Raw genomic sequence first — 22,847 nt, 5'->3', positions numbered from 1 at the left:
ATGTCCCGTCCCCTTTCTCTCTATAAACGATTCAAAAACAAGAAATATACGCTTACCCACGTGAAAATGAGGAAAAATCCCAAAAACAAAACAGAAACGAGAGTACCTTTTAATGGAGGTTCTTTCTCCACTTTTGTTTTTGATGTGTTTGTGTTTAATTGGGTTTTCATTAGTGTTCCTCCTTTCCTAAATAAACCTTAATTAGAAATGTATACACTTACATCATACAAAACAATTTGCGAAATGAAACGTTTTCTTGATACATTTCACAAATTGTTCATTCGTTACTTTACCATCATCATAACCGTAAAAATAAGGAGTAGCTGTGACTTTTGTCACATGAATTTTGTGAGGTTGTGAAAAAAGTGTGAAATATTTAGAAAAAGATGGTTGGGAAATAAAAAAGAAGCTCACAAACGCAAGCTTCTTTTGTCTACTCATTATCAATCGTTAAAATGAGCTGCAATTCTCCTTTGCTTTCGAAGTAAATCGGGACGCGAAATGCTTTATCAAAACCGTAAATTTTTGTTTGACCAACAAGAACAGTGGGAGGAGTAATGTCGATTGTAATTCCTTTTTGAGATACGATCGTTGCTAAATTTCCTGCAATCATATTACCAAGTTCACCGGTAAATGATTCGAGCATTTCACCCTCTAAAGGCATACCGAACATCGTTTCTCCGATACTCCCAAACATCGTTTCATGTCCTTCAATCATAAGACGTCCGCGTAAGTCTCCGGTCATTCCAATCAATACACTAATGGACGTTTGGGTGAAAGGTTGTGTAAACAAGGAAGGTTTGTCAATTGTCATCGTTAGTGGGATGACAGAACGAATCGATTCGATCGTTCCATTTAAAATCGTTGTAATTTTTTCACCTAAAGCCATAAAAAGCCCCCTTTTTCTTCATCATAACAAATTTTTAACTTCAATTACATCACTTTTCGACAAATACAGACAAAGAAAACATAAAAAACATAGTGACGAAACAATAAATTGCGTTATAATGAAAGTGCACAACAACATACCTCCTTTCAAAACGTCGAAAGCTTTCCTCCTATTGTCGTGAGGAAAGCTTTTTTACTTAATATGTATAAAATTGTTTTATAAGAAAAATATTATCATTAATGAAAGGAGGGGAATGAATGCCAAGCATCGCTGCAGTGGAATTAGCTGAACTTCCTTATCGCGTTTCACAAAAAGAAGTGATGAATGCAATAAAATGTATGTTTCAACATCGTTATGAACATATTGACCGTCTATTGTGCATTTTTGAACACGACCATATTCAATCAAGGACGTTTGTACAACCATTAGATTGGTATATGACAGAGCACTCATTTGCTGAAAAAAACGCACTGTATATTGAACATGCCGTTCGATATGGGAAAGAGGCAATCGAACGTTGTTTACAGAGCGCCAATATTCATTTTGAAGATATTGAAGCCATCTTTTATATTTCGACAACTGGGATTGCTACACCGAGCATTGAGGCGAGAATAATGAACGAGCTACCTTTTTCGATACATACGAAACGAATTCCTATATGGGGACTTGGATGTGCAGGGGGAGCAGCCGGCATTGCTCGCGCGGCAGATTATTGTCGGGCATATCCAAAAGCGAAAGTGCTTGTCCTTTCGATAGAATTTTGCAGCCTAACCTTCCAACTTGACGATGTGTCAAAAAGCAATCTTATTGGCACATCACTATTTGCTGATGGAGTAGGTTGTGCGTGTGTTGTAGGGGATGATGTGCAGTTGCGAAGTATAGCTCCACAGGTGATCGATACGCAATCGATGTTTATGCGTAACATGGAAGATGTCATGGGGTGGGATATAAAAGATAAAGGGTTTTACGTGGTTTTTTCTAGGCATATTCCGACTATTATTCGTCAATCGATTGGTGGAATGGTAGAATTGTTTTTACGGAAAAATGGGTTTGACGTTTCGCAAATTGAACATTTTGTTGTACATCCAGGTGGTAAAAAAGTGCTTGATGCTTATCAAGATAGTTTACATATAGATGAAAATAAGTTAACTTACGCGATTCATGTTTTACGGGAGTACGGAAATATGTCGTCTGTGACTGTGCTTGCTGTTTTACGGCGTTTTTTACAACAGTCTATCACTCAACAACATGGCTTAATGATGGCGATGGGGCCTGGATTTAGCTGTGAGCTTTTATTGTTAAAATGGGGAGAAAAATCATGAAATGGAACGTGTTTTTCTTTTTAATTGTTCAGCGATTTGTTGAGTTGTACTGGGCAAAAAGAAATGAACGATGGATGAAGAAGAGAGGAGCAAAAGAATTTGGACAACATCATTATAAATATATCGTTTGTATGCATAGTTTATTTTTTGTTTCGCTTTTGCTGGAAGGTAGGAAGAAACGCGAACCGACTTTATGGTCATTTTTGTTTAACATATTTATCATTTTACAACTGTTTCGCTTTTGGATCATCGCTTCACTTGGACGGTGTTGGAATACGAAAATTATTGTATTGCCAAATACAGAACGGATACAGAAAGGGCCATATCGATGGTTTCGACATCCCAATTATTTTGTTGTTGTCCTTGAATTTATTATTATTCCCCTTATGTTTCAAGCATATTGGACGGCTTTCATATTTACAGTATGGAACGCGTACCTTTTATCGATCCGTATTCGTGTGGAGGAACAGGCGCTACGTTTATTAAAATCCCCTCATAAGTAGGGGAATTTTTATGTATTTTTTTTGTGAACTACAGTAAAATGAAGGTAGATTTTTTAAAAGGGGTATGGGGAAAAATGCAAAAAACACAAACAGAACCGTTGCAACAATGGATATACCGCTTAATTGCACTTCATGATCAATTTGTCGAGATAGGCGACACAGTGCAAGCTAAAAAAACAAAACAATTAATTAAAAAAGCGTATGATGGAGAGTTTACGATTGCTTTTTGTGGTCATTTTTCTGCTGGAAAGTCCAGTTTAATTAACGAATTGATTGGGGCTCCGCTTTTACCATCTAGTCCAATTCCAACGAGTGCAAATCTTGTAAAAGTAAAAGCAGGAAAGCCGTATGCGCGCGTATATTATAAAGCTAGTCAGCCGATTGAATATGTTGCTCCTTACGATTATGAAGAAGTAAAAACGTTTTGTCGAGACGGTGATACTATCGATATGATTGAAATTAGCGATGAAACAGATGCGATCCCAAGTGGAATTGTACTGATGGATACACCAGGTATTGATTCGACAGACGATGCTCATCGCTTGGCGACAGAGTCTGCTCTTCATTTAGCGGATGTTATATTTTATGTGATGGATTACAACCATGTCCAAGCGGAAATGAACTTCGAGTTTACAAAACGGTTATCACAGTATGGAAAAACGATATACTTAGTTGTGAATCAAATTGATAAACATCGTGAAGAAGAGCTTCCGTTTTCACTGTTTGCTCGCTCGGTGGAAGAAGCGTTTCAACAGTGGGGAGTTGCATTTGAACGCATTTTTTATACGTCGCTGAAACAAAAGAAGCATGTATATAACGAGTTTGAAGCATTAAAACAACTATTACAGTCGCTTTTTGGCGAGAAAAATAAGCGACTTCAACAAAGTATACATATTGCGGTCGAGCAAATGATTGATAACCATATGCAAGTAGTGATTGCGCAACAGGAAGAAGAAGAACAAAACATTCGTCAATTGCTTTCGTTCAATAATGAACAGGAACTTTTGAAAAAGATCGAAGAAATAGAGCAAACGATTAATGACATAAAGAAAACATGGTCAACCGCTAAGCAACAGGTTGAACAGCAGCTAGCAACAACATTAGATAACGCCTACATGATGCCTTATGAAACGAGGGAGTATGCGCGTGCCTATTTAGAAGCATGTCAACCTGATTTTAAAGTCGGCTTTTTATTTACAAAGAAAAAAACCGAGGAAGAACGAGAAAAAAGATTGAGTGCTTTTTATAAAGATTTACATAAAAAAATTGAAAGTCAGTTGGAATGGCACATTCGTGACTTGTTGAAACGGTTTTACGAGCAATATGATATCCGTGATCATGAATTGTTACATCACATTCAACAATTAAAAGTTCCATTTTCTAAACAATGGCTTGTTGAACAGAAAACGAATCAACCGCTTGTAACAGGAGATTATGTGTTAACGTATACGAACGATATAGCAACCGAAATCAAACGGCTATATCGCGACGTAGCCCTTCAAGTAGTGGATCAAATGATTAACAAAGGAAAAGCACAACAACAATTAGCGATGTATGAGCAACAACTTGCACAGCTCACGGAGGAACATTCGCGTTGGGAACGATTAAAACAACTTGCGCGTCAACGTGAACATACTCGTCAACAGTTGCGAAAAACTGTTGAAACAGCAATGCCACTAAGCGATGAAGCAGTTTATCCGTTTATTCACGAGACGTTTATGATGCGAGAAAGCAAACGAAAGACAGAAGAAGTTTCCCGTGCGAACGAAAAGATACAAGAAGAACATCCAATTCCACCAGCACAAACGACGAGCGAGACGGTTGAACAAATGATTGAAAAATTGCGTACGGTTAGCCAAATGATTGCTCCGATTGAAGGATTGAAACAATTAGCGAAAGAAATGAACGAAAAGGTTCGGCAGCTTCAACAACGGACGTTTACGATTGCCCTATTCGGAGCTTTTAGTGCTGGAAAATCTTCGTTTGCAAATGCGTTAATTGGCGAACACGTCTTACCTGTTTCGCCACATCCAACAACGGCGACAATTAATAAAATTGTTCCACCAACAGATGAGCATCCACATGGAACAGTTGTCGTACAAGTGAAAACGGAGCAACAGCTTTTAAACGATTTGCAACACTCTTTGCGTTTTTTCGGTATACAAGTTCACTCATTACAAGAGGCGATTGAAGAAAGCGCAAATGCGATTTGCAATCACCATGTTGAAGCAAAAGAACGCGTACATTGGGCGTTTTTACAAGCCGTTGTGCGTGGGTATGAACAAATGAAAGAAAAGCTTGGACACTTGCTTACGATTTCACTTGAGCAATTTCGCGAATATGTAGCGAATGAAACGAAATCGTGTTTTGTTGAATGGATTGAGCTGTATTATGATTGCCCATTAACTCGTGAAAACATCATTCTTGTTGATACACCAGGAGCAGATTCTGTCAACGCTCGTCATACAGGGGTCGCATTTAACTACATTAAAAATGCCGATGCGATTTTCTTTGTCACATATTATAACCATGCGTTTTCAAAAGCGGATCGCGAATTTTTAATTCAGCTTGGTCGGGTAAAAGATACGTTTAGTTTAGATAAAATGTTTTTTATCATTAATGCAGCTGATTTAGCTCATACAACAGAGGAATTACAAGCCGTTGTTCACTATGTGAAAGATCAGCTTTTACAATTTGGTATTCGTCATCCTCGTCTTTTTCCATTATCGAGTAAATGGGCGCTTGCCGAAAAGAACGGGGAAACATTCAAACATGACGTATTATCGAATTCAGGAATGAGCACGTTTGAGCAGGCATTTTATCCGTTTATTCGTCAAGAAATCGGTTCATTAGCGATAGCTTCCGTTCGTTTACAAATGAAACAAGCGCACAAACGGTTAGCAGAATATATTGCGGAAGCAAAACAAAGCGATGATATAAAGCGCAAGAAGCTACAAACATTGCAACAAGAGCAACAACAGCTTGAGCGGATTATCGAACAATACGAAACAAATCATGACATTCATGCAATCGAACAAGAATTGAACGAGTTGGTTTATTACATTCAACAGCGCGTTTTTTTCCGTTTGCCAGATTGGTTTAAAGAGTCGTTTAATCCGTCCGTTCTTCATGATCGACAAGCAAATATAAAAAAAGTGTTACAATTATGTTTAGACGAATTGTTGTATTCCATTGGATTTGATTTGGCGCAAGAAATGCGGGCGACTAGCTTGCGAATGGAAGCATTTATAAGCAAACGTTATGATCTTCATTTTATGGCGTTAGAGAAACAGTGGAAGGAAGTTCATGATCTCATTGTAACAAAAGTGGATCTTCCTGTTTTTCCAACATTGGAATTTCCGCTTGCTTTTGAACAACTAGAGCGCAGCATATTTAAACAAGCGCTATCGTTGTACAAAAATGCGAAATCATTTTTTGAAAAAGATGAAAAGCGATTGATGAAAGAGCAATTAGAACGACAATTACACGAGCCGGTTGCAACGTATATAAATGAACAAAAACAACGCTTGCTTGCGCATTATACAAAACAATGGAATACCGTTATTGACCGGCTTCATTGTCATATGTGTGAACAGATGAATGAACATTTTGCTGGTTTGCTTTTGGCATTAACCGCTCAAGCATCAATAGATGAATTGCAACGCATTTATGATATGATTGGAGGAATGAATGATGAGTGAAGTTCATCAAGCAATTACAGCGCATTCACAAAAACAACACGCACTCGTTCGAGCATTTGTCGAGCTAGATTTGAAACGGGAGATGTATATTGAAGAAGCAGTTGCTTTATGTCAACGAGGAGAGTCATTTTCTGTACACAAGATTAACGAAGTGACAAAACAAATAAATGAACTAGCGAAAAACGGAATCGTACCACAACGAAAATATGTGACGGTTGACATGGTAAAGGAATATGTCCAAAAATTAAATAATCAATCATCGTAGTGTAAAACGTCCCGTTCGTGCATACTATTCGTGTACGAAAAGGAGGGTGTGAAACAATGGGACGAACAAAATTAGGAAACGCAAATGCACAACGAAACAATAACGCCAAGCAAAAAAATGACTTCAATAACGAATTTGCTTCATATGCTGAAGTGGAAGTAACAAAAATGAGCAATGAACACAAAAATATTCGATAAGGCGCACATGCGCCTTTTCTTATGAGATGATAAATAGAAGGGTAGGTATGTTGATGAAAAAGTGGTTTGCCATCATGGTTTTATTTAGTTTTTTTGCATATATGCTTTGGGAACATATGACGGAAAGACAAACGATAGAAACCGGTATTCATGTAGGAATGAAGGCTCCTGATTTTTCCTTACAAACAACCGACGGGAAAACGGTTCAACTTTCACAACTGCGCGGAAAAGCGGTTATTGTGAATTTTTGGGCGACGTGGTGTCCGCCGTGTCGTGCAGAAATGCCAGATATGCAAAAATTTTATGAACGGTATGGTCAACAAGTAGAAATTTTAGCTGTAAATGTAATGGTGAGAGATTCACAAGAAAAGGTACGTGAGTTTATTAAAGATTACCGTTTAACGTTTCCAGTTGTATTAGATGTTGATGGCGATGTGATGAAACAATATGACATTCAACCGATTCCCACATCGTTTATTATCGACCACCAAGGAATTATTCGTGAAAAACAAATTGGTCCCATGTCATACGAACAAATGGTGCGATATGCAGAAAAATGGGGGAAATAGCCGAGGCAGTCGGCTATTTTTTGTATATTTTTCATTATGTTTGGAAAAGATAGAAAAAAACAAAAAGTAGGTGAATACGTGATGCGGAAAATAAGAAAACGAACATTTGCAGAGCTAGTACTGGAAAATAAGCGACAGTTATTGAATGATGTACGTGCATTAGAAAAATTGGAAGAGAAAATGGAATCACGCTGGCTTCATAAAGCAGAGTAATGTGGTCATACTACAAAGGAGAGGGGGATGAAAAATGGGTAATCCAAAAAGTAATCAACAGCCATTTGTGCCGCAACATATTGGAACGAAATCGAGAGCAGCCGGTGGCAATAAAGGAAAGCAAATGCAAGATCAATCTGGTCAACATCCACAAGTGATTCAAACGAAAGGGGAATGATAAGGGCGAATGTTCGCCCTTATTATAGTTTACATAATTTTTTTATGATAAACAAAATAATATGTATAACGTAAAAAAAAACGTACACGATAAAGGGTGTACATTTTTATTTTAATAAGGAGGATGATCAAATGAAGCCTAATCATGATGACCGTCGCGATAATGTAGAGAAGTTACAAGACATGGTACAAAACACGCTCGAAAATATTGAGAAGGCAGAAGAAACAATGGCATTTGCTAGTCCAGAGGAGCGCGAAAAAATTAGAGAAAAAAATCACCGTCGCGAAGAGGCGATTGAAGCGATGCGAGCGGAAATTAAAGATGAGGCAAAAGCGCGAGAAAATGGATATGAATTGTAAAAGCCGCATACGTGCGGCTTTTTGTATGTTTTCTTTTGTTTCGTTATAAGGGTAGATTTTCTACATTTCTCATGTTTATGGTAAAATGATGATACAGTATCGTGATTTTGGAGAGTGAGAAAAATATGATCATTTCGCAAAAAGAGATTGAGGTTCGTTATGCAGAAACAGATCAAATGGGGATTGTCTATCATGCGAATTACTTAATTTGGCTAGAAATAGGACGAGCTTATTTTATTCAACAGCTTGGTTTTCAATATGCTGACATGGAGAAACGGGGAATTGTGTCCCCGGTTATAGATTTACAAATCTCTTATAAAAAACCGTTACGATACGGAGAAACAGCTACAGTCAAAACATGGGTGGAATCATACGATGGTATTCGAGTTGTTTATGGGTATGAAGTATTAACTCCAACGAATGAAATCGCAGCAACAGCAACTTCGAAACATGTTTGTGTAACGAAAGAAACGTTTCAACCTGTTTTAATTAGAAAATATTTTCCCGATTGGCACGAAGCGTATGAACGCGCAAAAAAGAGATAAAAGCGGGAGAGCCCGCTTTTATCTATATATAAATATCGGTTCGTTTTGTTTTTCATCAAACTCAATATGTAAATCGTGACCATCAAAATACCACATATCGTTTTGTTCGATAAAAAAGATGATGCCCTCTTTTTCTAACGTTACGGCTACATCGATTGGTTCTTCCTTATTCACTCCTAGGGAAAAGCCTTTTTGTACGTTACTACACCCACCATATCGAGCGAAAAAACGAACATAGTCCCCACGCTGTAATTGGAGTTCTTCTTTATACCACTGAAACGCTCGATCACACATGTATATGTTCATTATGTTCACCATCCTTCATCAATGATTATAAAAGAACGAGAAGCATTTTTCTATTTTTGAATACTCGATTCAAGAAAAAATAAAAAAGGAACTATACAAATGGTGGCAAAACATGTATCATTAATCCGTAATGACTGTGAAAGCGAAAGGAGTGACAGTTCCGTTATGAGCAGGGCGAACACGAATGAACCAGAACCAGCAATAATAGGGGAAGTAGCTTCGTTTTTTGGCGCTGGAACGTACTGCTCACAAACGAAACAGGCGCTCCAACGACAAAAAAGTGGCGCTTACCTCTTGTAGAGAAGATAGGGGGAGTTACGCCATGATGAACATTTATTTATCTAATGATCAAGGAAAATTAGAGGAAATTCATGAGCTCAAAAACGGCTGTTGGGTAAACCTCGTTTCTCCAACAGAAAGTGAAATTCGCTACATCGCAGAGCATCTTAATATTCCGATTGACTCGATTAAAGATGCATTAGATGATGAAGAGCGGTCACGCATCGAAAAAGAAGACAACCATGTGCTCATCATCGTTGACATTCCAATTATTACGTACGATGAGGGAAACATTCCAACATATGAAACCATTCCAATTGGAATGATTATTACAAACATCTGTTTTATTACTGTTTGCCTTCAAGAAAATCCAATTTTTGAGGAGTTTACAAAAAATAAGGTGAAGCATTTTTATACGTATATGAAAACGCGTTTTGCGTTACAAATGTTATATATGATTTCTACGTATTACTTAAGATACTTAAAGCAAATTAATCGAAAAACAAGCGAAATTGAAAAACAGCTGCATCAATCGATGCAAAATAAAGAGTTGTTTTCTTTACTCAGTTTAGAAAAGAGTCTCGTTTATTTTACGACATCATTAAAAGCAAATAATATCGTGATGGAACGGTTACTTCGTTTAAATTATTTGCGGATGTATGAAGATGACCAAGAATTGCTAGAAGATGTCATTATTGAAAATAAGCAAGCTATTGAGATGACAGAAGTATATAGTAGCATTTTAAGTGGGATGATGGATGCATTCGCTTCCGTCATTTCAAATAATTTAAACATTGTTATGAAATTTTTAGCTGCAATTACAATTGTCATCTCCTTCCCAACGATGGTGACAAGCTTTTATGGGATGAATGTTCCGATCCCATATCAAGATAAGCCGTATGCATATTTAGTTGCTTTAAGTATTTCTTTCGTTCTTTCGAGTATTACGGCGTTTGTTTTTTGGAAGAAACGTTATTTTTAAAAGGACGGTATGTACCGTTCTTTTTTTGTGTCTTAAATAAAAACGAACATTATATAAAAAATAAATTAAAAAAGATCGTTTTTTATTGACTGTTTGTGTGCTATTTAGTATATTAACATTCGGAAAATGGAAGGTGAGGGATGAATGGTGAACAATCGTTACGATGTGATAGTTGTTGGAGCAGGTCCAACGGGAATTTTTACTTGTTATGAATTAACATTAAAACTACCAGGAGCACGTGTGTTACTAGTTGATAAAGGGCACGATATTTATAGACGAAATTGTCCAATTTTGCAGAAGAAAATTGAAAAATGTCCGCCACCGGTTGGAAAAAAAGATTACGCAGGTTGTTTACCTGCTTGTTCGATTACAAATGGATTTGGAGGAGCAGGGGCTTATTCAGATGGTAAGTTTAACATTACGAGCGAGTTCGGTGGATGGATGACAGATTATTTGCCTGATTCGACGGTGTTACAACTTATTCGCTACGTGGACGAAATCAACTTGAAGCATGGTGCTACGCATACGTTGACTGATCCGCTTACAGATGAAGTGAGAGAAATTGAAAAGCGCGCTTATGCAGCTGGATTAAAATTGTTACGCGCACAAGTTCGGCATCTTGGGACAGAACAAAATTTAGAGATTTTAAAGAGCATATACGAATATTTGCGTAAACACATTGATATGATGTTTAAAGCAGAAGTAAATGATATTTTGACTGAAAAAATAGATGGCAAAAATCGTGTCAAAGGAATTCAATTAAAAAACGGAGATATGCTCTATGCTGATCGTGTCGTCATCGCCCCAGGACGTGATGGCTCAGCTTGGTTAACGAATATATTGAAACGACGTGGATTGAAAATGATCAACAATCAAGTTGATATTGGTGTACGTGTCGAAACATCTAACGTCGTTATGGAGGAAATTAACACACATTTGTACGAAGGGAAGTTCATTTTTAATACATCCGTCGGGACACAAGTTCGGACGTTTTGCAGTAACCCTTCTGGTCATGTTGTTGTTGAAAACCATTCTGGCATTATGCTTGCAAACGGTCATGCGTATAAAGATCCGAAACTAGGAAGCAATAATACAAACTTTGCGCTTCTCGTTTCTCATAAATTTTCAGATCCGTTTGATCAACCGAACGAATACGCTCATCAAATTTCTCGCTTAGCCAATGCATTATCTAACGGTGGTATTATTGTGCAAAAATACGGAGATATTTTAAAAGGTAGACGCTCAACAGAAAAACGGATTAAAGAAGGATTCATCGAACCAACGTTAAAGGAAGCGGTTCCAGGGGATTTAGGTCTCGTTCTTCCTTACAATACGATGAAAAGTTTAATTGAGATGACAGAAGCATTGAACTATGTCACCCCAGGTATTGCGTCAGAACATACACTTTTTTACGGGGTAGAAGCAAAGTTTTATTCTGCCCGTCCAAAGTTAAGTGAACGTTTTGAAACGGAAATTACAGGACTATACGTTGGGGGAGACGGTGCAGGAATTACACGTGGTCTGGCGCAAGCGGGGGCATGCGGGGTATGGATTGCGCGACATATTGTAGAAACGTATAGCTAGCGAGCTAGTCTCGCTAGCTTTTCTTTTGTTAACATATATAAAAATAATGTTGACATAAATTTATTGATCGAATACGATTATTGGTAATTAGAAGTAAAAGGGGGAGAATAATGGATTGGTTATCGTTAGCAGATCGTGTATTAGATGGGGAAGAAATTACAGACAATGAGGCACTTGCTATATTAAATTGCCCCGATGATGAGCTGTTACTATTACTTCAAGGCGCTTATCGCATTCGGAAAACGTATTACGGAAATAAAGTGAAATTAAATATGATTATGAATGCAAAGTCGGGATTATGCCCTGAAAATTGTGGATACTGTTCCCAATCTTCTATATCAACTGCTTCAGTTCCGACATATAAAATGGTAAATAAAGATACGATTTTACAAGGAGCCAAGCGAGCGTATGAAGCGAAAATAGGAACATACTGCATTGTTGCAAGTGGAAGAGGTCCGAGCGATAAAGAAATTGATATCGTTGTATCTGTAGTGAAAGAAATTAAAGAAATGTATGGTTTAAAAGTATGTGCGTGTCTAGGAATATTAAAGCCAGAACAAGCGTTGCGCTTAAAGGAGGCGGGTGTCGATCGCTATAACCATAACATTAACACATCCAAAGAACATCATCCTCGCATTACGACTTCCCATACATACGATGACCGGGTACGTACGGTAGAAACGGTCAAGGAAGTAGGGATGTCCCCATGTTCAGGTGTGATCATCGGTATGAAAGAAACAAAACAAGATGTAATTGCGATGGCGAGGAGTTTAAAAGCGCTAGATGCGGATTCGATCCCTGTAAACTTTCTTCACGCGATTGATGGAACGCCGTTAGAGGGGACAAACGAATTACATCCGCGCTACTGTTTAAAAGTGTTGGCATTATTTCGATACACTAACCCTACGAAAGAAATTCGTATTTCTGGAGGCAGGGAAGTGAATTTACGCAGCCTGCAACCACTTGGTTTGTATGCTGCGAACTCCATCTTTGTTGGTGATTACTTAACGACTGCCGGACAAGAAAAACACGCTGATTTTCAAATGCTCGAAGATTTAGGATTTGAAATTGACTTTGCTCCAGCATCTTATGCGAGATAAAAAAGCCGACGTTGTGTCGGCTTTTTTATCTATACATATACTATTACTAATTACGATGCTCAACATTGGAGTGAAGTTCATGTGATATCACGAAAATTTGAAAATGAGCGATTGCGGCGAAAACAAGAAGAAAAAGAGATTATTGACGGTTTATTAGATATTTACAACGACTATAAATGGTTGTACGAATGGTTTGGTGACGAACGGTATGAACAGATGATGAAGCAAGTCATTGGACAACTAAAAAAGTTTACTCAACGGAAACGACGCGAATAACGCTATATACATTGCCATAACAAATATATGAAATATGGAATACAAAAAAAGAATACGATGCAAAATAATGCATTCGTGATCGTTTCCATCCATTGATCAATTCGTTCGTCCATAAGCTTGTCCTCCGTTCCTTTTTACTTTCAACGTATGTGCACATAGCAGCAAATATACATAAAAACGGATGACATAAATGAATCATTTTTTCATAACATAATACAAAGGGGGCGATGTTGTGAAAGAAATTGAAGTCGTTATTGATACGGAAGAAATTGCGGAGTTCTTTTACAATGAACTTGTTCGGCGAGGCTTTGTCCCAACAGAGCGTGAAATTGAGGAAATGGCAGATATTATGTTTGATTATTTGATCGAAAAATGTATTATTGATGAAGAAATAATTGATGAATAAAACGGCGGTTGTTCCGTCGTTTTTTATTTGAAAGTTGAAACATTTTTCTTTTTTATTCGTAAAACATATAGAATGAAAAATAATGGGAGGTTGTTTTATGGGACTATTTAATAAAGTTTTAGCAAGTATTGGTATCGGAGCAGCGAAGGTAGATACGAAGTTACATGAGTCACAATTATCACTTGGTGAACGTATCACGGGAGTTGTAGAGGTGACAGGAGGAAATATAGACCAACAAATTGATGATATATATTTGTCTCTTTGTGCTACATATATAAAAGAGGTAGATGATCGAAAAGTAACGAAACAAGCAATCATTGAAAAGTGGAAAATTGCTCAGTCTTTTGTTATTCACGCTGGGGAAAAGAAACAATTTCCGTTTTCTTTTTCTCTTCCACTTGATACGCCCATTACAGTCGGAAGAACGAGAGTATGGTTACACACAGGACTTGACATAAAAAATGCGATCGATCCAACAGACGAAGATTATATTCGCGTTCAACCAACTACAGTCATGAATGCGGTATTTCAAGTGATGGAAAACTTAGGATTTCGCTTAAAAGAAGCGGAGTGCAAAGAGGCCGCTTATGTTGTCCGTAAACGACTTCCATTTGTTCAAGAATTTGAATTTTTACCGGTTAGCGGTGAGTTTCGTGGAAAGCTTGATGAAGTGGAAATCATCTTTTTCCCACATGCACTAGATGAATGCGAATTGCTTATACAAGTCGATCGACGTGCGCGCGGGTTAGCTGGATTATTTGCAGAGGCTCTTGATTTAGATGAAACATTTATCCGCGTCACCATTCATGAGCAGCATATTCAAACATTACAAACAGATCTTGCTTCATTGATTCGACGATATGCTTAAAAGATTGGGAGCTCCCAATCTTTTTTGTGTAGAAATGTCGGAAGATGATATATATTCGACAAAAGTAGTAAAAAAATGCAAAAGGAATCGACAAAACGAATCACTAATATGTTACGTAAAGAAGAAAGGGAGTGGATGTTAGTGATTCGGATGTTTATGGGAAAAATATTAAAACCCACACAATGTTACGACGTAACGCTATTTCAAACTCCGCAATTCGGTCAAACAAAGGGATATCGACAAGTGTATCGGCTGACGGTCGATGGGGAAGATCATGATGATGTATTAGCTGAAGTTTATCGTATGTTTAACGTTCCTGATTTAGTACCGAAAGATTATGAAGCACGCTATGTCGGTACGGGGGACATTTTAATGATTGATGAAGGAAGATTTGGGCAATTTTTCTATCGCTTAAGTCCAGATGGATGGGAACGCATTCATCGCATGCATGTACGTTAAAAAATGTCTTTAAATGTTCACAAAATTGTGCTATATTGTATATAGACAATTAGCACAAGGTTAGAGTATCATAAAAAATTCCCCTTGTGCGTGCAAGGGGGATTATTTTTTTCTTTTATTAGCATTGTACTCTTTATCGTGTGCTTCAGCTTCAGCGATTAACGTCTCTTTTGGAACATGATTGTTTTTTTTCGAGCTATTGATGCGGTTGCGATGTTTTTTTCCCAATCGTAGTCCTCCTTTACATGTAGTCACATCCATTAACATCGACAAAATCGTAAAAAATATACATATGGGGTGGGAAAAGCGATGTTTGCGTTCATCATTTCTTCGATTGTCGGCATTATTGCGATTTTTTGTTCATTGTTTATTAAATTTGAATTAGAGAGGCTTATTGGAAAGAGAAAGAAAATTTTCTTACTTCATTTTGCAAACATCAGCATCACTAATGTTGTTATTGCAAGCGCTTACTATGTGTTTAGTGGAATGTTTGAAACGAATGCACACCCATTTTACCTCATTTATTTGGCATCTTTGGAAGCAATGTTACCGATTTATGTTGTTTGTTATTTAATATACGAGCATTACGAACAAGCGAAGAAAAAATATGTCGTAAGTGAAGATAAAAAAGTTTTATATGTAAAACCAAAGTATTTTCGGAAAATATCGTAAAGAGGGGAATCCCCTCTTTTTTTATACATGAAAAACAAAGCTTTAGCGAAACATACAAGTGTGGTATAGTATATATGCAACGGTAAAGGTTAAAGGAGGATGTATATGAGCGTTCATATTGGTGCAAAAGAACATGAAATTGCGGATAAAATTTTACTTCCAGGAGACCCACTTCGCGCAAAGTATATTGCCGAGACGTTTTTAGAAGGAGCTACTTGCTATAATCAAGTTCGTGGTATGTTAGGATTTACAGGTACATATAAAGGACATCGAATTTCTGTTCAAGGGACAGGTATGGGAGTTCCGTCTATCTCTATCTATGTTACAGAATTGATGCAAAGTTATAACGTTCAAACATTAATTCGCGTTGGAACGTGCGGTGCGATTCAAAAAGATGTAAAAGTCCGAGACGTCATTTTAGCAATGGCATCTTCAACAGACTCACAAATAAATCGTATGACGTTCGGGGGAATTGATTACGCTCCAACGGCTAACTTCGACTTGTTGAAAACAGCATATGAAATTGGGAAAGAAAAAGGATTGCAACTAAAAGTTGGTAGCGTATTTACAGCTGACATGTTTTATAATGAAAATGCCCAATTTGAAAAACTAGCGCGTTACGGTGTACTCGCTGTAGAAATGGAAACGACAGCTCTTTACACGTTAGCTGCCAAGTTTGGTAGAAAAGCGTTATCTGTCCTAACGGTGAGCGATCACATTTTAACAGGGGAAGAAACAACGGCTGAAGAGCGTCAAACGACATTTAATGAAATGATCGAAGTCGCACTTGAAACAGCGATTCGTCAATAAAAAATGAAAGCTCTTGCGGAAGGCACTCCGCGGAGCTTTCTTCTATTCGTGAGGGAGAAAAATGAAAAAATGGATATGTTGCTGTTTAATTATAGTTAGTGGATGTCAACCATTTGGATCACTTGAGCAAGAACAACAACCGTCTAAGCCCCCCGTACAAGTTGAAGAGCCATCTTCTAAAACACCGATACCATCTTCTGAAACGAAGGAACAAGAAGAGCTTGTACTTGAAGAACGATTTTGGAATCAAATCGAAGTACAAAATGGGGTAAAAGTCATCATGAATCCAGATAATGTGCTAGCTTTAGTAAATAAAGAACAGCAATTACCAGCTGATTACAAACCAGCTGATTTAGTCATTCCAAACGTTCCGTTTACGTTTAAAGAAACGAATATCGAAAAACGCCACATGCGTTCGGAAGCTGCCAAGGCATTAGAAGAGCTATTTACAGCAGCGAAACAACAACAAATTGAGCTGTATGCTGTATCAGGATATCGTTCATATGAGCGGCAACAACAACTATTCGCATCCGAAGTTCAACGATTAGGGGAAGAGAAAGCAGTTGTTGCCGTCGCGATGCCCGGAAAAAGTGAACATCAAACAGGACTAGCGATCGATATTACAAGTCCAAATGTTCAATATGCCATTACACCCGCATTTGGTGACACACCGGAGGGACAGTGGGTAGCTCAACATGCACATGAGTTTGGTTTTATTATTCGCTATCCGAAAGGAAAGGAGCATATTACGAAATATCAATACGAACCTTGGCATTTGCGTTATGTTGGTAAAAAAGTGGCCAAAGTCATTTATGAGAAACAAATTACGTTGGAAGAATATTTTCAAATCGTAAAGAAAATATAAGTTTACACACATTTAAATACGCGATATTTTTCGAATACAAGGGCCAGTTTTCTAGAGATGTATATATATAATTCCGATCGATACACGGCGATTAGTGCTTGACGGAAATGCATTTGTTTAACAAATAAATCAATTTGTTGTTTGGCGTATTTTATCGCTTGATGTTGTGAAATCATTTGTTTTTTTATAATTTTTAATTCGATTTCTTTCAATAATGACAATGAAAAGCGAAGGATCGTTGCCTCTGTTTGATCGATAAATTGCGAAATCATCGTTCTCATTCCCCCTTCGTGCATATTTACAATTTTGAAATATACTTTACAATACATTAACATATTTTATTTAAAAAAAATGTCGGAATGTGCGGTGAATTTTCGACAAAAAAGGGAGCCACTGTGTGAAAGTGGCTCCCTTTTTATAACACAATCGCTGCAATCCATGCGAAAATAATGACAGGAATGTTGTAATGAATAAATGTTGGGACACATGTATCCCAAATGTGATGATGTTGACCGTCAACGTTCAAGCCTGATGTTGGACCAAGCGTGCTATCGGAGGCAGGTGATCCAGCATCACCAAGTGCACCAGCCGCACCAATAATTGCAATTGTTGCCATTGGGCTAAGTCCAAGCTTCATACAGAGTGGAACGAAAATTGTTGCGATAATCGGAACAGTAGAAAAAGAAGACCCAATTCCCATTGTGATCAGTAGTCCGACAATTAACATAAGCAATGCGCCAAGCGTTGCGTTATGGCCAATAAGTGAAGCGGCTTGTTCAACGAGTTTCTCAATGTGGCCAGTTTGTTTTAATACATTGGCGAAGCCTGAGGCGCTTAACATCACAAACCCAATGAACGCCATCATGCGCATACCTTCTGTTAATAGACGATCGCTCTCTGCTAAACGAATGCATCCGCTTAAATAAATGACGACGATTCCTGCAAATGCTCCAAAAATCATGGAATCGAGAGCAAGTTGTACGGTTAAAGCGATGATGACAGCAATAATCGCAAACCACACTCCGCGTTGTTGGAACGATTGAGTACCTTCACTTTCTAATTTTACTTGTTTATATGTGCGCGGTTTTCGATATGTGAAAAAAGCAAGGAGTAAACCAACGATCATTCCAAGTGAAGGTAAAAACATCGCTTTTGGAATATCTGACTTTGCAATCATTAATCCACCTTGAGCCATATTTGATTGTACAATGTCATGAAAAATGGCTCCAAATCCGGTAGGTAGCCACATATAAGGCGTAATTAAGCCGAATGTAATGATTGATGCTACTAACCGACGATCCACTTGCAATTCATTTAAGACGTGCAAAAGTGGTGGAATCAAAATGGGAATAAATGCAATATGGATTGGGATTAAGTTTTGTGAAAAACAAGACATTAATAAAATGACAAGAAGAACAAGTGCTTTGGAATATTGTGCCCTTTTTCCTTCTCCTTGTTTTCCGACGATTTTTATAATGATATGAACAATGGCATTCGGTAATCCCGTTTTGGAAATAGCGATCGCAAATCCACCTAACAATGCATAACTTAAAGCGACTTCCGCGCTATTTCCTAATCCTTCTGAAAATACTTCAATCGTTTTCGAAAGATCAAGATTTCCGATCCATCCCCCTACTAATGATGCGATTAGTAATGAAAATACAACGTTCGTTCTCATTAAACTAAGAATGAGCATGACGAGTACTGAGATGACAACAGCATTCATAATATGACCTCCACAAAATACTTTAGTTTGATAAATTGGTAGAGTGATGAAACACTAAACAATCTATCATATTTATCAAGCAGCCGTCAACAATAAATTTGGTTAAAGGCAATGTTATTGCGTTTTCCCTAATGTTCTTCAATAAACCAATTTTGTTGCTATAGACCCACACAATATATGCTTGTTACAATGTTAACGCAAAAATGTTCAAGAAGTTGGTGAATATATGACGCAAATGAAACCAGAATTAGGGGCATGGGTCAGTATTGGCGCTTATATTGTTTTATCTTTAGCGAAGTTGTACGTTGGATATGTGTCGAATTCTGAAGCATTAAAAGCGGATGGGTGGAATAACTTTACTGATATTCTTGGTTCGATTGCTATTTTAATTGGATTGCTCATTGCAAAAAAGCCACGCGATGACAACCATCCGTACGGTCATTCGCGTGCGGAACATATTTCGTCTTTAATTGCAGCGTTTATTATGATGTCTATCGGTGTTGATGTGCTAATCAATGCGTTGCAAACATTGAAAAATAAAGAGTATGTTCAACCAGATTGGATAGCGGTATGGACAGCAGGTGCTTCAGCTATATTTATGTTTTTTGTATATATGTTTAATAAACGTTTAGCTTTAGTAACAAATAGTCAAGCACTTGCTGCTGCAGCTAAAGATCATTTATCTGACGTGCTTGTTAGTGTAGGAACTGTCGTCGGTGTGGTTGGCGCTCAATTACATATGCGTTGGCTTGACCCTGTTACTGCTTTTGTTATTGGATTTATGATTTGCAAGACAGCATGGGATATTTTCAGGGAAGCGTCCCATACGTTGACGGACGGTTTTGATGATGAAATGTTAAGGCGATATAAACAGGAGATTGAGCGTATTGACGGTGTAAAACAAGTGGTTGATATTAAAGGGCGGATGTACGGCAATGAAGTGGTGATAGATGTTACCATTTGTGTTGCTCCGTATTTAAGTGTTGTAACAAGTCATGACATTGCTGATCAAGTGGAGCGGTTGCTTGAACAAAAATATGGCGTTGTTTATGCCCATGTGCATATTGAACCTTACGCACAAGACCATGTTTTTCATGGGGAGTGAGATGAAGAAAGGAGTTACAAGATGGAAAATGAAAAACTCGGAACGATTTATGCATTGCTTGCTTATGTATTGTGGGGAATATTGCCTTTATATTGGAAAATGTTAGAACATATCAAAGCGGAAGAGATTTTATCTTATCGCATTGTCGCTTCCTTTTTGTTTATGCTTGCGTTGTTGCTTATTCAAAAAAGCGGGCCTGCATTTTTTCATACATGTCGATTGTTATGGCAAGAAAAGAAGCGGGTAACAGCTTTAATCGCTGCATCATTGCTCATTAGTACGAATTGGTTTATTTACATATGGGCTGTCAATCATGATCATATGGTTGAAGCGAGTTTAGGATATTACATGAATCCGTTGTTAAACGTACTATTAGGTGTCGTTGTATTAAAAGAACGCCTATATAAATGGCAAATCGTATCCCTTATTTTAGCAGCTTCTGGAGTTGTGGGTATGACGATTGAATATGGGAAAGTTCCATGGATTGCGCTTTCGCTTGCATGTAGTTTCTCATTGTATAGTCTTGTGAAAAAGGTTATTTCCGTTGATGCAACAATTGGCTTAACTGTTGAAACGATGCTTGCGACCCCTTTGGCGCTCATATTTATTATTCATTCGTTTGGACAATTTCACGATGCTTCTTTTTCGTTTGCAACGATGCTATTACTTATAGGGGCTGGACCAGCAACCGCATTGCCCCTTTTGTATTTTGCTAAAGGGGCACAACATATTTCACTAACTCTTTTAGGATTTTTACAATATATTTCACCGACATTAAGTTTACTGCTAGGAGTGTTTTTATTTCATGAGCCGTTTACAAATGCTCATATATATGCATTTAGCTGCATTTGGACTGCGTTGATTTTATTTTCAATTTCTAGTACATGGGAAAAACGAAAAGAAAAGTCATTAAACATGTAGCGTCTGTTCGAAGTGACAGACGTTTTTTTACCCATTTTTTCAAAAACTATAACGTTTTTCTTAGTAGTTGAATAGGTTGTTAGTACAAGAAGGAGGTGTCAAAAGATGAGTGGAGGACATCATCATGGCGGTGGCTTTGCGTTAATTGTTGTATTGTTTATTTTGTTAATCATTGTTGGCAGTGCTTATATTGGTGGCTGGGGATATTAATTAAACAATAAAGGGGGAAGTATGTTATGTACGGATATGGATGTGGCTATGGCTATGGTTATCCAGGATACGGGAAAACATTTGTGCTCATCGTTGTACTCTTTATCTTGCTTATTATCGTTGGTGCGGCTTGGTGCTAAGGAGCAAGAGGGGTTTCCCTCTTGCCTTTATGCATGTTTCCATTTTTGACGTAGCCGTATGAATAATAAACTAGCACCTGAAGCTAAGCCAATAATAAGACCAAGCCAATATCCAAACGGTCCGGCAACGGTATAATGAGATAGTGCATATCCAACCGGCAAGCCGACTAACCAATAAGATACAAGCGCAATAAAAAAAGGAAATCGAACATCTTTGTACCCCCGTAATGCTCCTTGAATTGGTGCGGCAATGGCATCGGAAAGTTGGAAAAATAGGGCATATAACAAAAATTGCTTCGTCCATTGCAACACATGTTTATCATTCGTATATAGGGAAGCGATCGTTTCACGAAATAACAATAGGACGATAGAGGCAGCAATAGCCATTGTTACGGCGAAAGTAATGCCAACCATGCAATAACGTTTTGCATGCTCCAATCGATTGGCTCCCACTTCAAAGCCGACAATAATCGTTAAAGTGAGAGAAATGCTTAGTGGAATCATGTATAAAAGTGAAGCAAAATTCATCGCTGCTTGATGGGCAGCGATTGTCATTGTTCCGAATTGACTCATTAACAAGGTGACAGCAGAAAAAATGCTTGTTTCAAAAAAGATTGATAGCCCAATGGGTGTACCGATTGAAACTAATTGCTTCCAAATATAAAACGAAACGGGGCTAAGCTTTTTTAGTATATTATATGTGGAAAAAGGCTTGCGAAAGCGAACGAGCAAAAGTGCACATATCAATAAGCACCAATACGTTATACTTGTAGCGTATCCTGCACCGACTCCACCGAGCGCTGGGATGCCCCATCGTCCAAAAATGAGCATATCATTCAATAAAATATTTAATGGCAATGAGCATAACGTTAACGTCATTGTAACCTTTGTTTGACCGAGAGCATCGATAAAGGAACGGAGAACGTAATAAATGAAAATTGGGATAACACCAATACATAATGCTTGCAAATATTGATAGGCAACGGTTTGCACATTGCTCTCGATATACATGTTTTCCAATAAAATAGGGACGAGAAAATAAATAATGGTTAACACAAAACAGGCAAAAACGATCGCTACATATACCGCCTGTTCCACTGCTTTAGAAATATGTTTGTGTTCTTTCGCTCCAAACGCTTGGGAAACGATTGGAGTTAGACCAGTTAGGATCCCCCCAATCCCTGTAAATATAGCAACCCAAATGTTTGATCCGATCGCTACACCTGCTAAATCAACAGCACCATATTTTCCAGTCATCATCACATCAAAAAAGTTCATCATATATAGGCTTATTTGCGTGAGAAAAATCGGAAATAGTATATGTAAAAATTGTTTTATTTTTTCTTTTAACGTATATGTTTCCCTCATTGGCTCCTCCAAATGCATGTAAAAAATGT

Annotated in this window: 31 protein-coding genes; 24 read left to right on the top strand and 7 right to left on the bottom strand. The window is 37.7% G+C overall.

What is annotated here, in order from left to right; genetic code table 11:
- Positions 1-20: 20 nt before the first annotated feature.
- Complete coding sequence (locus tag HNQ82_RS05625) at positions 21-170, bottom strand: cytochrome c oxidase subunit 2A (RefSeq protein ID WP_183247897.1); 150 nt, start codon at positions 168-170, stop codon at positions 21-23.
- Between the two features lie 263 nt (positions 171-433).
- Positions 434-889 (bottom strand): chemotaxis protein CheX, encoded by a 456-nt coding sequence (locus HNQ82_RS05620; protein ID WP_183247895.1) that lies wholly within the window; start codon positions 887-889, stop codon positions 434-436.
- Between the two features lie 257 nt (positions 890-1,146).
- On the opposite strand from HNQ82_RS05620, the gene HNQ82_RS05615 reads away from it, so the two are divergent.
- From HNQ82_RS05615 to HNQ82_RS05570, 10 genes are all read left to right on the top strand, one after another.
- On the top strand, positions 1,147-2,211 hold the full coding sequence (locus tag HNQ82_RS05615) for a type III polyketide synthase (RefSeq protein WP_183247893.1): 1,065 nt from the start codon (positions 1,147-1,149) through the stop codon (positions 2,209-2,211).
- Complete coding sequence (locus tag HNQ82_RS05610; protein WP_246348911.1) at positions 2,208-2,714, top strand: isoprenylcysteine carboxyl methyltransferase family protein; 507 nt, start codon at positions 2,208-2,210, stop codon at positions 2,712-2,714. The genes HNQ82_RS05615 and HNQ82_RS05610 overlap by 4 nt, the downstream gene beginning before the upstream one ends.
- Positions 2,715-2,788: 74 nt before the next feature.
- Entirely contained in the window at positions 2,789-6,415 is a 3,627-nt protein-coding gene (locus tag HNQ82_RS05605; protein WP_183247889.1) for a dynamin family protein, read from the top strand.
- Positions 6,408-6,680: a YpbS family protein gene (locus tag HNQ82_RS05600; RefSeq protein ID WP_183247886.1), complete on the top strand. Its 273-nt coding sequence runs from the start codon at positions 6,408-6,410 to the stop codon at positions 6,678-6,680. Before HNQ82_RS05605 ends, HNQ82_RS05600 begins: the two co-directional genes overlap by 8 nt.
- 56 nt (positions 6,681-6,736) lie before the next feature.
- Complete coding sequence (locus HNQ82_RS05595) at positions 6,737-6,877, top strand: hypothetical protein (RefSeq protein WP_183247884.1); 141 nt, start codon at positions 6,737-6,739, stop codon at positions 6,875-6,877.
- A gap of 47 nt (positions 6,878-6,924) precedes the next feature.
- The gene (locus HNQ82_RS05590) at positions 6,925-7,446 is read left to right on the top strand and encodes a peroxiredoxin family protein (RefSeq protein WP_183247883.1); all 522 of its coding nucleotides are present in this window, start codon (positions 6,925-6,927) and stop codon (positions 7,444-7,446) included.
- A gap of 81 nt (positions 7,447-7,527) precedes the next feature.
- Complete coding sequence (locus HNQ82_RS05585; protein WP_183247880.1) at positions 7,528-7,659, top strand: FbpB family small basic protein; 132 nt, start codon at positions 7,528-7,530, stop codon at positions 7,657-7,659.
- Between the two features lie 34 nt (positions 7,660-7,693).
- Positions 7,694-7,837, top strand: coding sequence for an acid-soluble spore protein N (locus HNQ82_RS05580; protein ID WP_032101796.1), 144 nt, complete (start codon positions 7,694-7,696; stop codon positions 7,835-7,837).
- A 131-nt stretch (positions 7,838-7,968) separates the two neighbouring features.
- Complete coding sequence (gene tlp, locus HNQ82_RS05575; RefSeq protein WP_183247878.1) at positions 7,969-8,196, top strand: small acid-soluble spore protein Tlp; 228 nt, start codon at positions 7,969-7,971, stop codon at positions 8,194-8,196.
- Between the two features lie 125 nt (positions 8,197-8,321).
- Entirely contained in the window at positions 8,322-8,741 is a 420-nt protein-coding gene (locus HNQ82_RS05570) for an acyl-CoA thioesterase (RefSeq protein ID WP_183247876.1), read from the top strand.
- An 18-nt stretch (positions 8,742-8,759) separates the two neighbouring features.
- On the opposite strand, the gene HNQ82_RS05565 is transcribed toward HNQ82_RS05570, so the two are convergent.
- Positions 8,760-9,047, bottom strand: coding sequence for a HesB/YadR/YfhF family protein (locus HNQ82_RS05565; RefSeq protein ID WP_246348910.1), 288 nt, complete (start codon positions 9,045-9,047; stop codon positions 8,760-8,762).
- 322 nt (positions 9,048-9,369) lie between these two features.
- Between HNQ82_RS05565 and HNQ82_RS05560 the strand changes: the two genes are divergently transcribed.
- From HNQ82_RS05560 to HNQ82_RS05530, 7 genes are all read left to right on the top strand, one after another.
- A complete protein-coding gene (locus tag HNQ82_RS05560) occupies positions 9,370-10,308 on the top strand; it encodes a magnesium transporter CorA family protein (RefSeq protein ID WP_183247872.1) in 939 nt (312 codons plus the stop codon).
- Positions 10,309-10,455: 147 nt separating this feature from the next.
- Positions 10,456-11,892 (top strand): FAD-dependent protein, encoded by a 1,437-nt coding sequence (locus tag HNQ82_RS05555; RefSeq protein ID WP_183248222.1) that lies wholly within the window; start codon positions 10,456-10,458, stop codon positions 11,890-11,892.
- A gap of 107 nt (positions 11,893-11,999) precedes the next feature.
- Positions 12,000-12,992 (top strand): biotin synthase BioB, encoded by a 993-nt coding sequence (gene bioB / locus HNQ82_RS05550; protein ID WP_183248220.1) that lies wholly within the window; start codon positions 12,000-12,002, stop codon positions 12,990-12,992.
- Between the two features lie 81 nt (positions 12,993-13,073).
- Positions 13,074-13,268, top strand: coding sequence for a hypothetical protein (locus HNQ82_RS05545; RefSeq protein WP_183247870.1), 195 nt, complete (start codon positions 13,074-13,076; stop codon positions 13,266-13,268).
- A gap of 232 nt (positions 13,269-13,500) precedes the next feature.
- The gene (locus tag HNQ82_RS05540; RefSeq protein WP_069201725.1) at positions 13,501-13,674 is read left to right on the top strand and encodes a YozD family protein; all 174 of its coding nucleotides are present in this window, start codon (positions 13,501-13,503) and stop codon (positions 13,672-13,674) included.
- 97 nt (positions 13,675-13,771) lie between these two features.
- Positions 13,772-14,542 (top strand): sporulation protein, encoded by a 771-nt coding sequence (locus HNQ82_RS05535; RefSeq protein WP_183247868.1) that lies wholly within the window; start codon positions 13,772-13,774, stop codon positions 14,540-14,542.
- Between the two features lie 135 nt (positions 14,543-14,677).
- On the top strand, positions 14,678-15,001 hold the full coding sequence (locus HNQ82_RS05530) for a hypothetical protein (RefSeq protein WP_183247866.1): 324 nt from the start codon (positions 14,678-14,680) through the stop codon (positions 14,999-15,001).
- A 102-nt stretch (positions 15,002-15,103) separates the two neighbouring features.
- On the opposite strand, the gene HNQ82_RS14665 is transcribed toward HNQ82_RS05530, so the two are convergent.
- Positions 15,104-15,229 carry a hypothetical protein gene (locus HNQ82_RS14665; protein ID WP_281380799.1) on the bottom strand — a complete coding sequence of 42 codons (126 nt, stop codon included), beginning with the start codon at positions 15,227-15,229 and terminating at the stop codon, positions 15,104-15,106.
- A gap of 81 nt (positions 15,230-15,310) precedes the next feature.
- Between HNQ82_RS14665 and HNQ82_RS05525 the strand changes: the two genes are divergently transcribed.
- The 3 genes from HNQ82_RS05525 to HNQ82_RS05515 all read left to right on the top strand — a co-directional run bounded on the left by HNQ82_RS05525 (position 15,311) and on the right by HNQ82_RS05515 (position 17,348).
- The gene (locus HNQ82_RS05525; RefSeq protein WP_055441296.1) at positions 15,311-15,673 is read left to right on the top strand and encodes a hypothetical protein; all 363 of its coding nucleotides are present in this window, start codon (positions 15,311-15,313) and stop codon (positions 15,671-15,673) included.
- Positions 15,674-15,778: 105 nt separating this feature from the next.
- Positions 15,779-16,483: a purine-nucleoside phosphorylase gene (gene deoD, locus HNQ82_RS05520; RefSeq protein WP_055441297.1), complete on the top strand. Its 705-nt coding sequence runs from the start codon at positions 15,779-15,781 to the stop codon at positions 16,481-16,483.
- 61 nt (positions 16,484-16,544) lie between these two features.
- The gene (locus tag HNQ82_RS05515; RefSeq protein ID WP_183247864.1) at positions 16,545-17,348 is read left to right on the top strand and encodes a M15 family metallopeptidase; all 804 of its coding nucleotides are present in this window, start codon (positions 16,545-16,547) and stop codon (positions 17,346-17,348) included.
- A 2-nt stretch (positions 17,349-17,350) separates the two neighbouring features.
- Here the strand turns inward: HNQ82_RS05515 and HNQ82_RS05510 are convergent, their stop codons facing one another.
- Positions 17,351-17,683 (bottom strand): hypothetical protein, encoded by a 333-nt coding sequence (locus HNQ82_RS05510; RefSeq protein ID WP_055441299.1) that lies wholly within the window; start codon positions 17,681-17,683, stop codon positions 17,351-17,353.
- A gap of 80 nt (positions 17,684-17,763) precedes the next feature.
- Positions 17,764-19,074: a Na+/H+ antiporter family protein gene (locus tag HNQ82_RS05505; RefSeq protein WP_183247863.1), complete on the bottom strand. Its 1,311-nt coding sequence runs from the start codon at positions 19,072-19,074 to the stop codon at positions 17,764-17,766.
- A gap of 226 nt (positions 19,075-19,300) precedes the next feature.
- Here HNQ82_RS05505 and HNQ82_RS05500 point away from each other — a divergent pair, with 226 nt between their 5' ends.
- From HNQ82_RS05500 to HNQ82_RS05485, 4 genes are all read left to right on the top strand, one after another.
- Positions 19,301-20,179 carry a cation diffusion facilitator family transporter gene (locus HNQ82_RS05500; protein ID WP_183247861.1) on the top strand — a complete coding sequence of 293 codons (879 nt, stop codon included), beginning with the start codon at positions 19,301-19,303 and terminating at the stop codon, positions 20,177-20,179.
- Between the two features lie 21 nt (positions 20,180-20,200).
- Positions 20,201-21,100 (top strand): EamA family transporter RarD, encoded by a 900-nt coding sequence (gene rarD, locus HNQ82_RS05495; protein ID WP_183247858.1) that lies wholly within the window; start codon positions 20,201-20,203, stop codon positions 21,098-21,100.
- Positions 21,101-21,205: 105 nt separating this feature from the next.
- Positions 21,206-21,310 carry a YjcZ family sporulation protein gene (locus HNQ82_RS05490; protein ID WP_021094060.1) on the top strand — a complete coding sequence of 35 codons (105 nt, stop codon included), beginning with the start codon at positions 21,206-21,208 and terminating at the stop codon, positions 21,308-21,310.
- A 26-nt stretch (positions 21,311-21,336) separates the two neighbouring features.
- Positions 21,337-21,450, top strand: a complete 114-nt coding sequence (locus HNQ82_RS05485) for a YjcZ family sporulation protein (RefSeq protein WP_003398685.1) — start codon at positions 21,337-21,339, stop codon at positions 21,448-21,450.
- A 27-nt stretch (positions 21,451-21,477) separates the two neighbouring features.
- Here HNQ82_RS05485 and HNQ82_RS05480 read toward each other — a convergent pair whose 3' ends face one another.
- The gene (locus HNQ82_RS05480; RefSeq protein ID WP_183247857.1) at positions 21,478-22,818 is read right to left on the bottom strand and encodes an MATE family efflux transporter; all 1,341 of its coding nucleotides are present in this window, start codon (positions 22,816-22,818) and stop codon (positions 21,478-21,480) included.
- Between the last annotated feature and the right edge of the window lie 29 nt (positions 22,819-22,847).

This window comes from Anoxybacillus tengchongensis, assembly GCF_014201585.1.
Taxonomy (GTDB): Bacteria; Bacillota; Bacilli; order Bacillales; family Anoxybacillaceae; genus Anoxybacillus; species Anoxybacillus tengchongensis.
The sequence above is the reverse complement of the archived record's forward strand: the minus strand, read 5'-3'. Positions and strand labels throughout refer to the sequence as shown.

Excerpts from the sequence above, each read along its gene's own strand:
- HNQ82_RS05625 (WP_183247897.1), bottom strand. The coding sequence starts at position 170 with ATGAAAACCCAATTAAACACAAACACATCAAAAACAAAAGTGGAGAAA.
- HNQ82_RS05620 (WP_183247895.1), bottom strand. The coding sequence starts at position 889 with ATGGCTTTAGGTGAAAAAATTACAACGATTTTAAATGGAACGATCGAA.
- HNQ82_RS05615 (WP_183247893.1), top strand. The coding sequence starts at position 1,147 with ATGCCAAGCATCGCTGCAGTGGAATTAGCTGAACTTCCTTATCGCGTT.
- HNQ82_RS05610 (WP_246348911.1), top strand. The coding sequence starts at position 2,208 with ATGAAATGGAACGTGTTTTTCTTTTTAATTGTTCAGCGATTTGTTGAG.
- HNQ82_RS05605 (WP_183247889.1), top strand. The coding sequence starts at position 2,789 with ATGCAAAAAACACAAACAGAACCGTTGCAACAATGGATATACCGCTTA.
- HNQ82_RS05600 (WP_183247886.1), top strand. The coding sequence starts at position 6,408 with ATGAGTGAAGTTCATCAAGCAATTACAGCGCATTCACAAAAACAACAC.
- HNQ82_RS05595 (WP_183247884.1), top strand. The coding sequence starts at position 6,737 with ATGGGACGAACAAAATTAGGAAACGCAAATGCACAACGAAACAATAAC.
- HNQ82_RS05590 (WP_183247883.1), top strand. The coding sequence starts at position 6,925 with ATGTTGATGAAAAAGTGGTTTGCCATCATGGTTTTATTTAGTTTTTTT.
- HNQ82_RS05585 (WP_183247880.1), top strand. The coding sequence starts at position 7,528 with ATGCGGAAAATAAGAAAACGAACATTTGCAGAGCTAGTACTGGAAAAT.
- HNQ82_RS05580 (WP_032101796.1), top strand. The coding sequence starts at position 7,694 with ATGGGTAATCCAAAAAGTAATCAACAGCCATTTGTGCCGCAACATATT.
- tlp (WP_183247878.1), top strand. The coding sequence starts at position 7,969 with ATGAAGCCTAATCATGATGACCGTCGCGATAATGTAGAGAAGTTACAA.
- HNQ82_RS05570 (WP_183247876.1), top strand. The coding sequence starts at position 8,322 with ATGATCATTTCGCAAAAAGAGATTGAGGTTCGTTATGCAGAAACAGAT.
- HNQ82_RS05565 (WP_246348910.1), bottom strand. The coding sequence starts at position 9,047 with ATGAACATATACATGTGTGATCGAGCGTTTCAGTGGTATAAAGAAGAA.
- HNQ82_RS05560 (WP_183247872.1), top strand. The coding sequence starts at position 9,370 with ATGATGAACATTTATTTATCTAATGATCAAGGAAAATTAGAGGAAATT.
- HNQ82_RS05535 (WP_183247868.1), top strand. The coding sequence starts at position 13,772 with ATGGGACTATTTAATAAAGTTTTAGCAAGTATTGGTATCGGAGCAGCG.
- HNQ82_RS05530 (WP_183247866.1), top strand. The coding sequence starts at position 14,678 with ATGTTAGTGATTCGGATGTTTATGGGAAAAATATTAAAACCCACACAA.
- HNQ82_RS05525 (WP_055441296.1), top strand. The coding sequence starts at position 15,311 with ATGTTTGCGTTCATCATTTCTTCGATTGTCGGCATTATTGCGATTTTT.
- deoD (WP_055441297.1), top strand. The coding sequence starts at position 15,779 with ATGAGCGTTCATATTGGTGCAAAAGAACATGAAATTGCGGATAAAATT.
- HNQ82_RS05515 (WP_183247864.1), top strand. The coding sequence starts at position 16,545 with ATGAAAAAATGGATATGTTGCTGTTTAATTATAGTTAGTGGATGTCAA.
- HNQ82_RS05510 (WP_055441299.1), bottom strand. The coding sequence starts at position 17,683 with ATGTTAATGTATTGTAAAGTATATTTCAAAATTGTAAATATGCACGAA.
- HNQ82_RS05505 (WP_183247863.1), bottom strand. The coding sequence starts at position 19,074 with ATGAATGCTGTTGTCATCTCAGTACTCGTCATGCTCATTCTTAGTTTA.
- HNQ82_RS05500 (WP_183247861.1), top strand. The coding sequence starts at position 19,301 with ATGACGCAAATGAAACCAGAATTAGGGGCATGGGTCAGTATTGGCGCT.
- rarD (WP_183247858.1), top strand. The coding sequence starts at position 20,201 with ATGGAAAATGAAAAACTCGGAACGATTTATGCATTGCTTGCTTATGTA.
- HNQ82_RS05490 (WP_021094060.1), top strand. The coding sequence starts at position 21,206 with ATGAGTGGAGGACATCATCATGGCGGTGGCTTTGCGTTAATTGTTGTA.
- HNQ82_RS05485 (WP_003398685.1), top strand. The coding sequence starts at position 21,337 with ATGTACGGATATGGATGTGGCTATGGCTATGGTTATCCAGGATACGGG.
- HNQ82_RS05480 (WP_183247857.1), bottom strand. The coding sequence starts at position 22,818 with ATGAGGGAAACATATACGTTAAAAGAAAAAATAAAACAATTTTTACAT.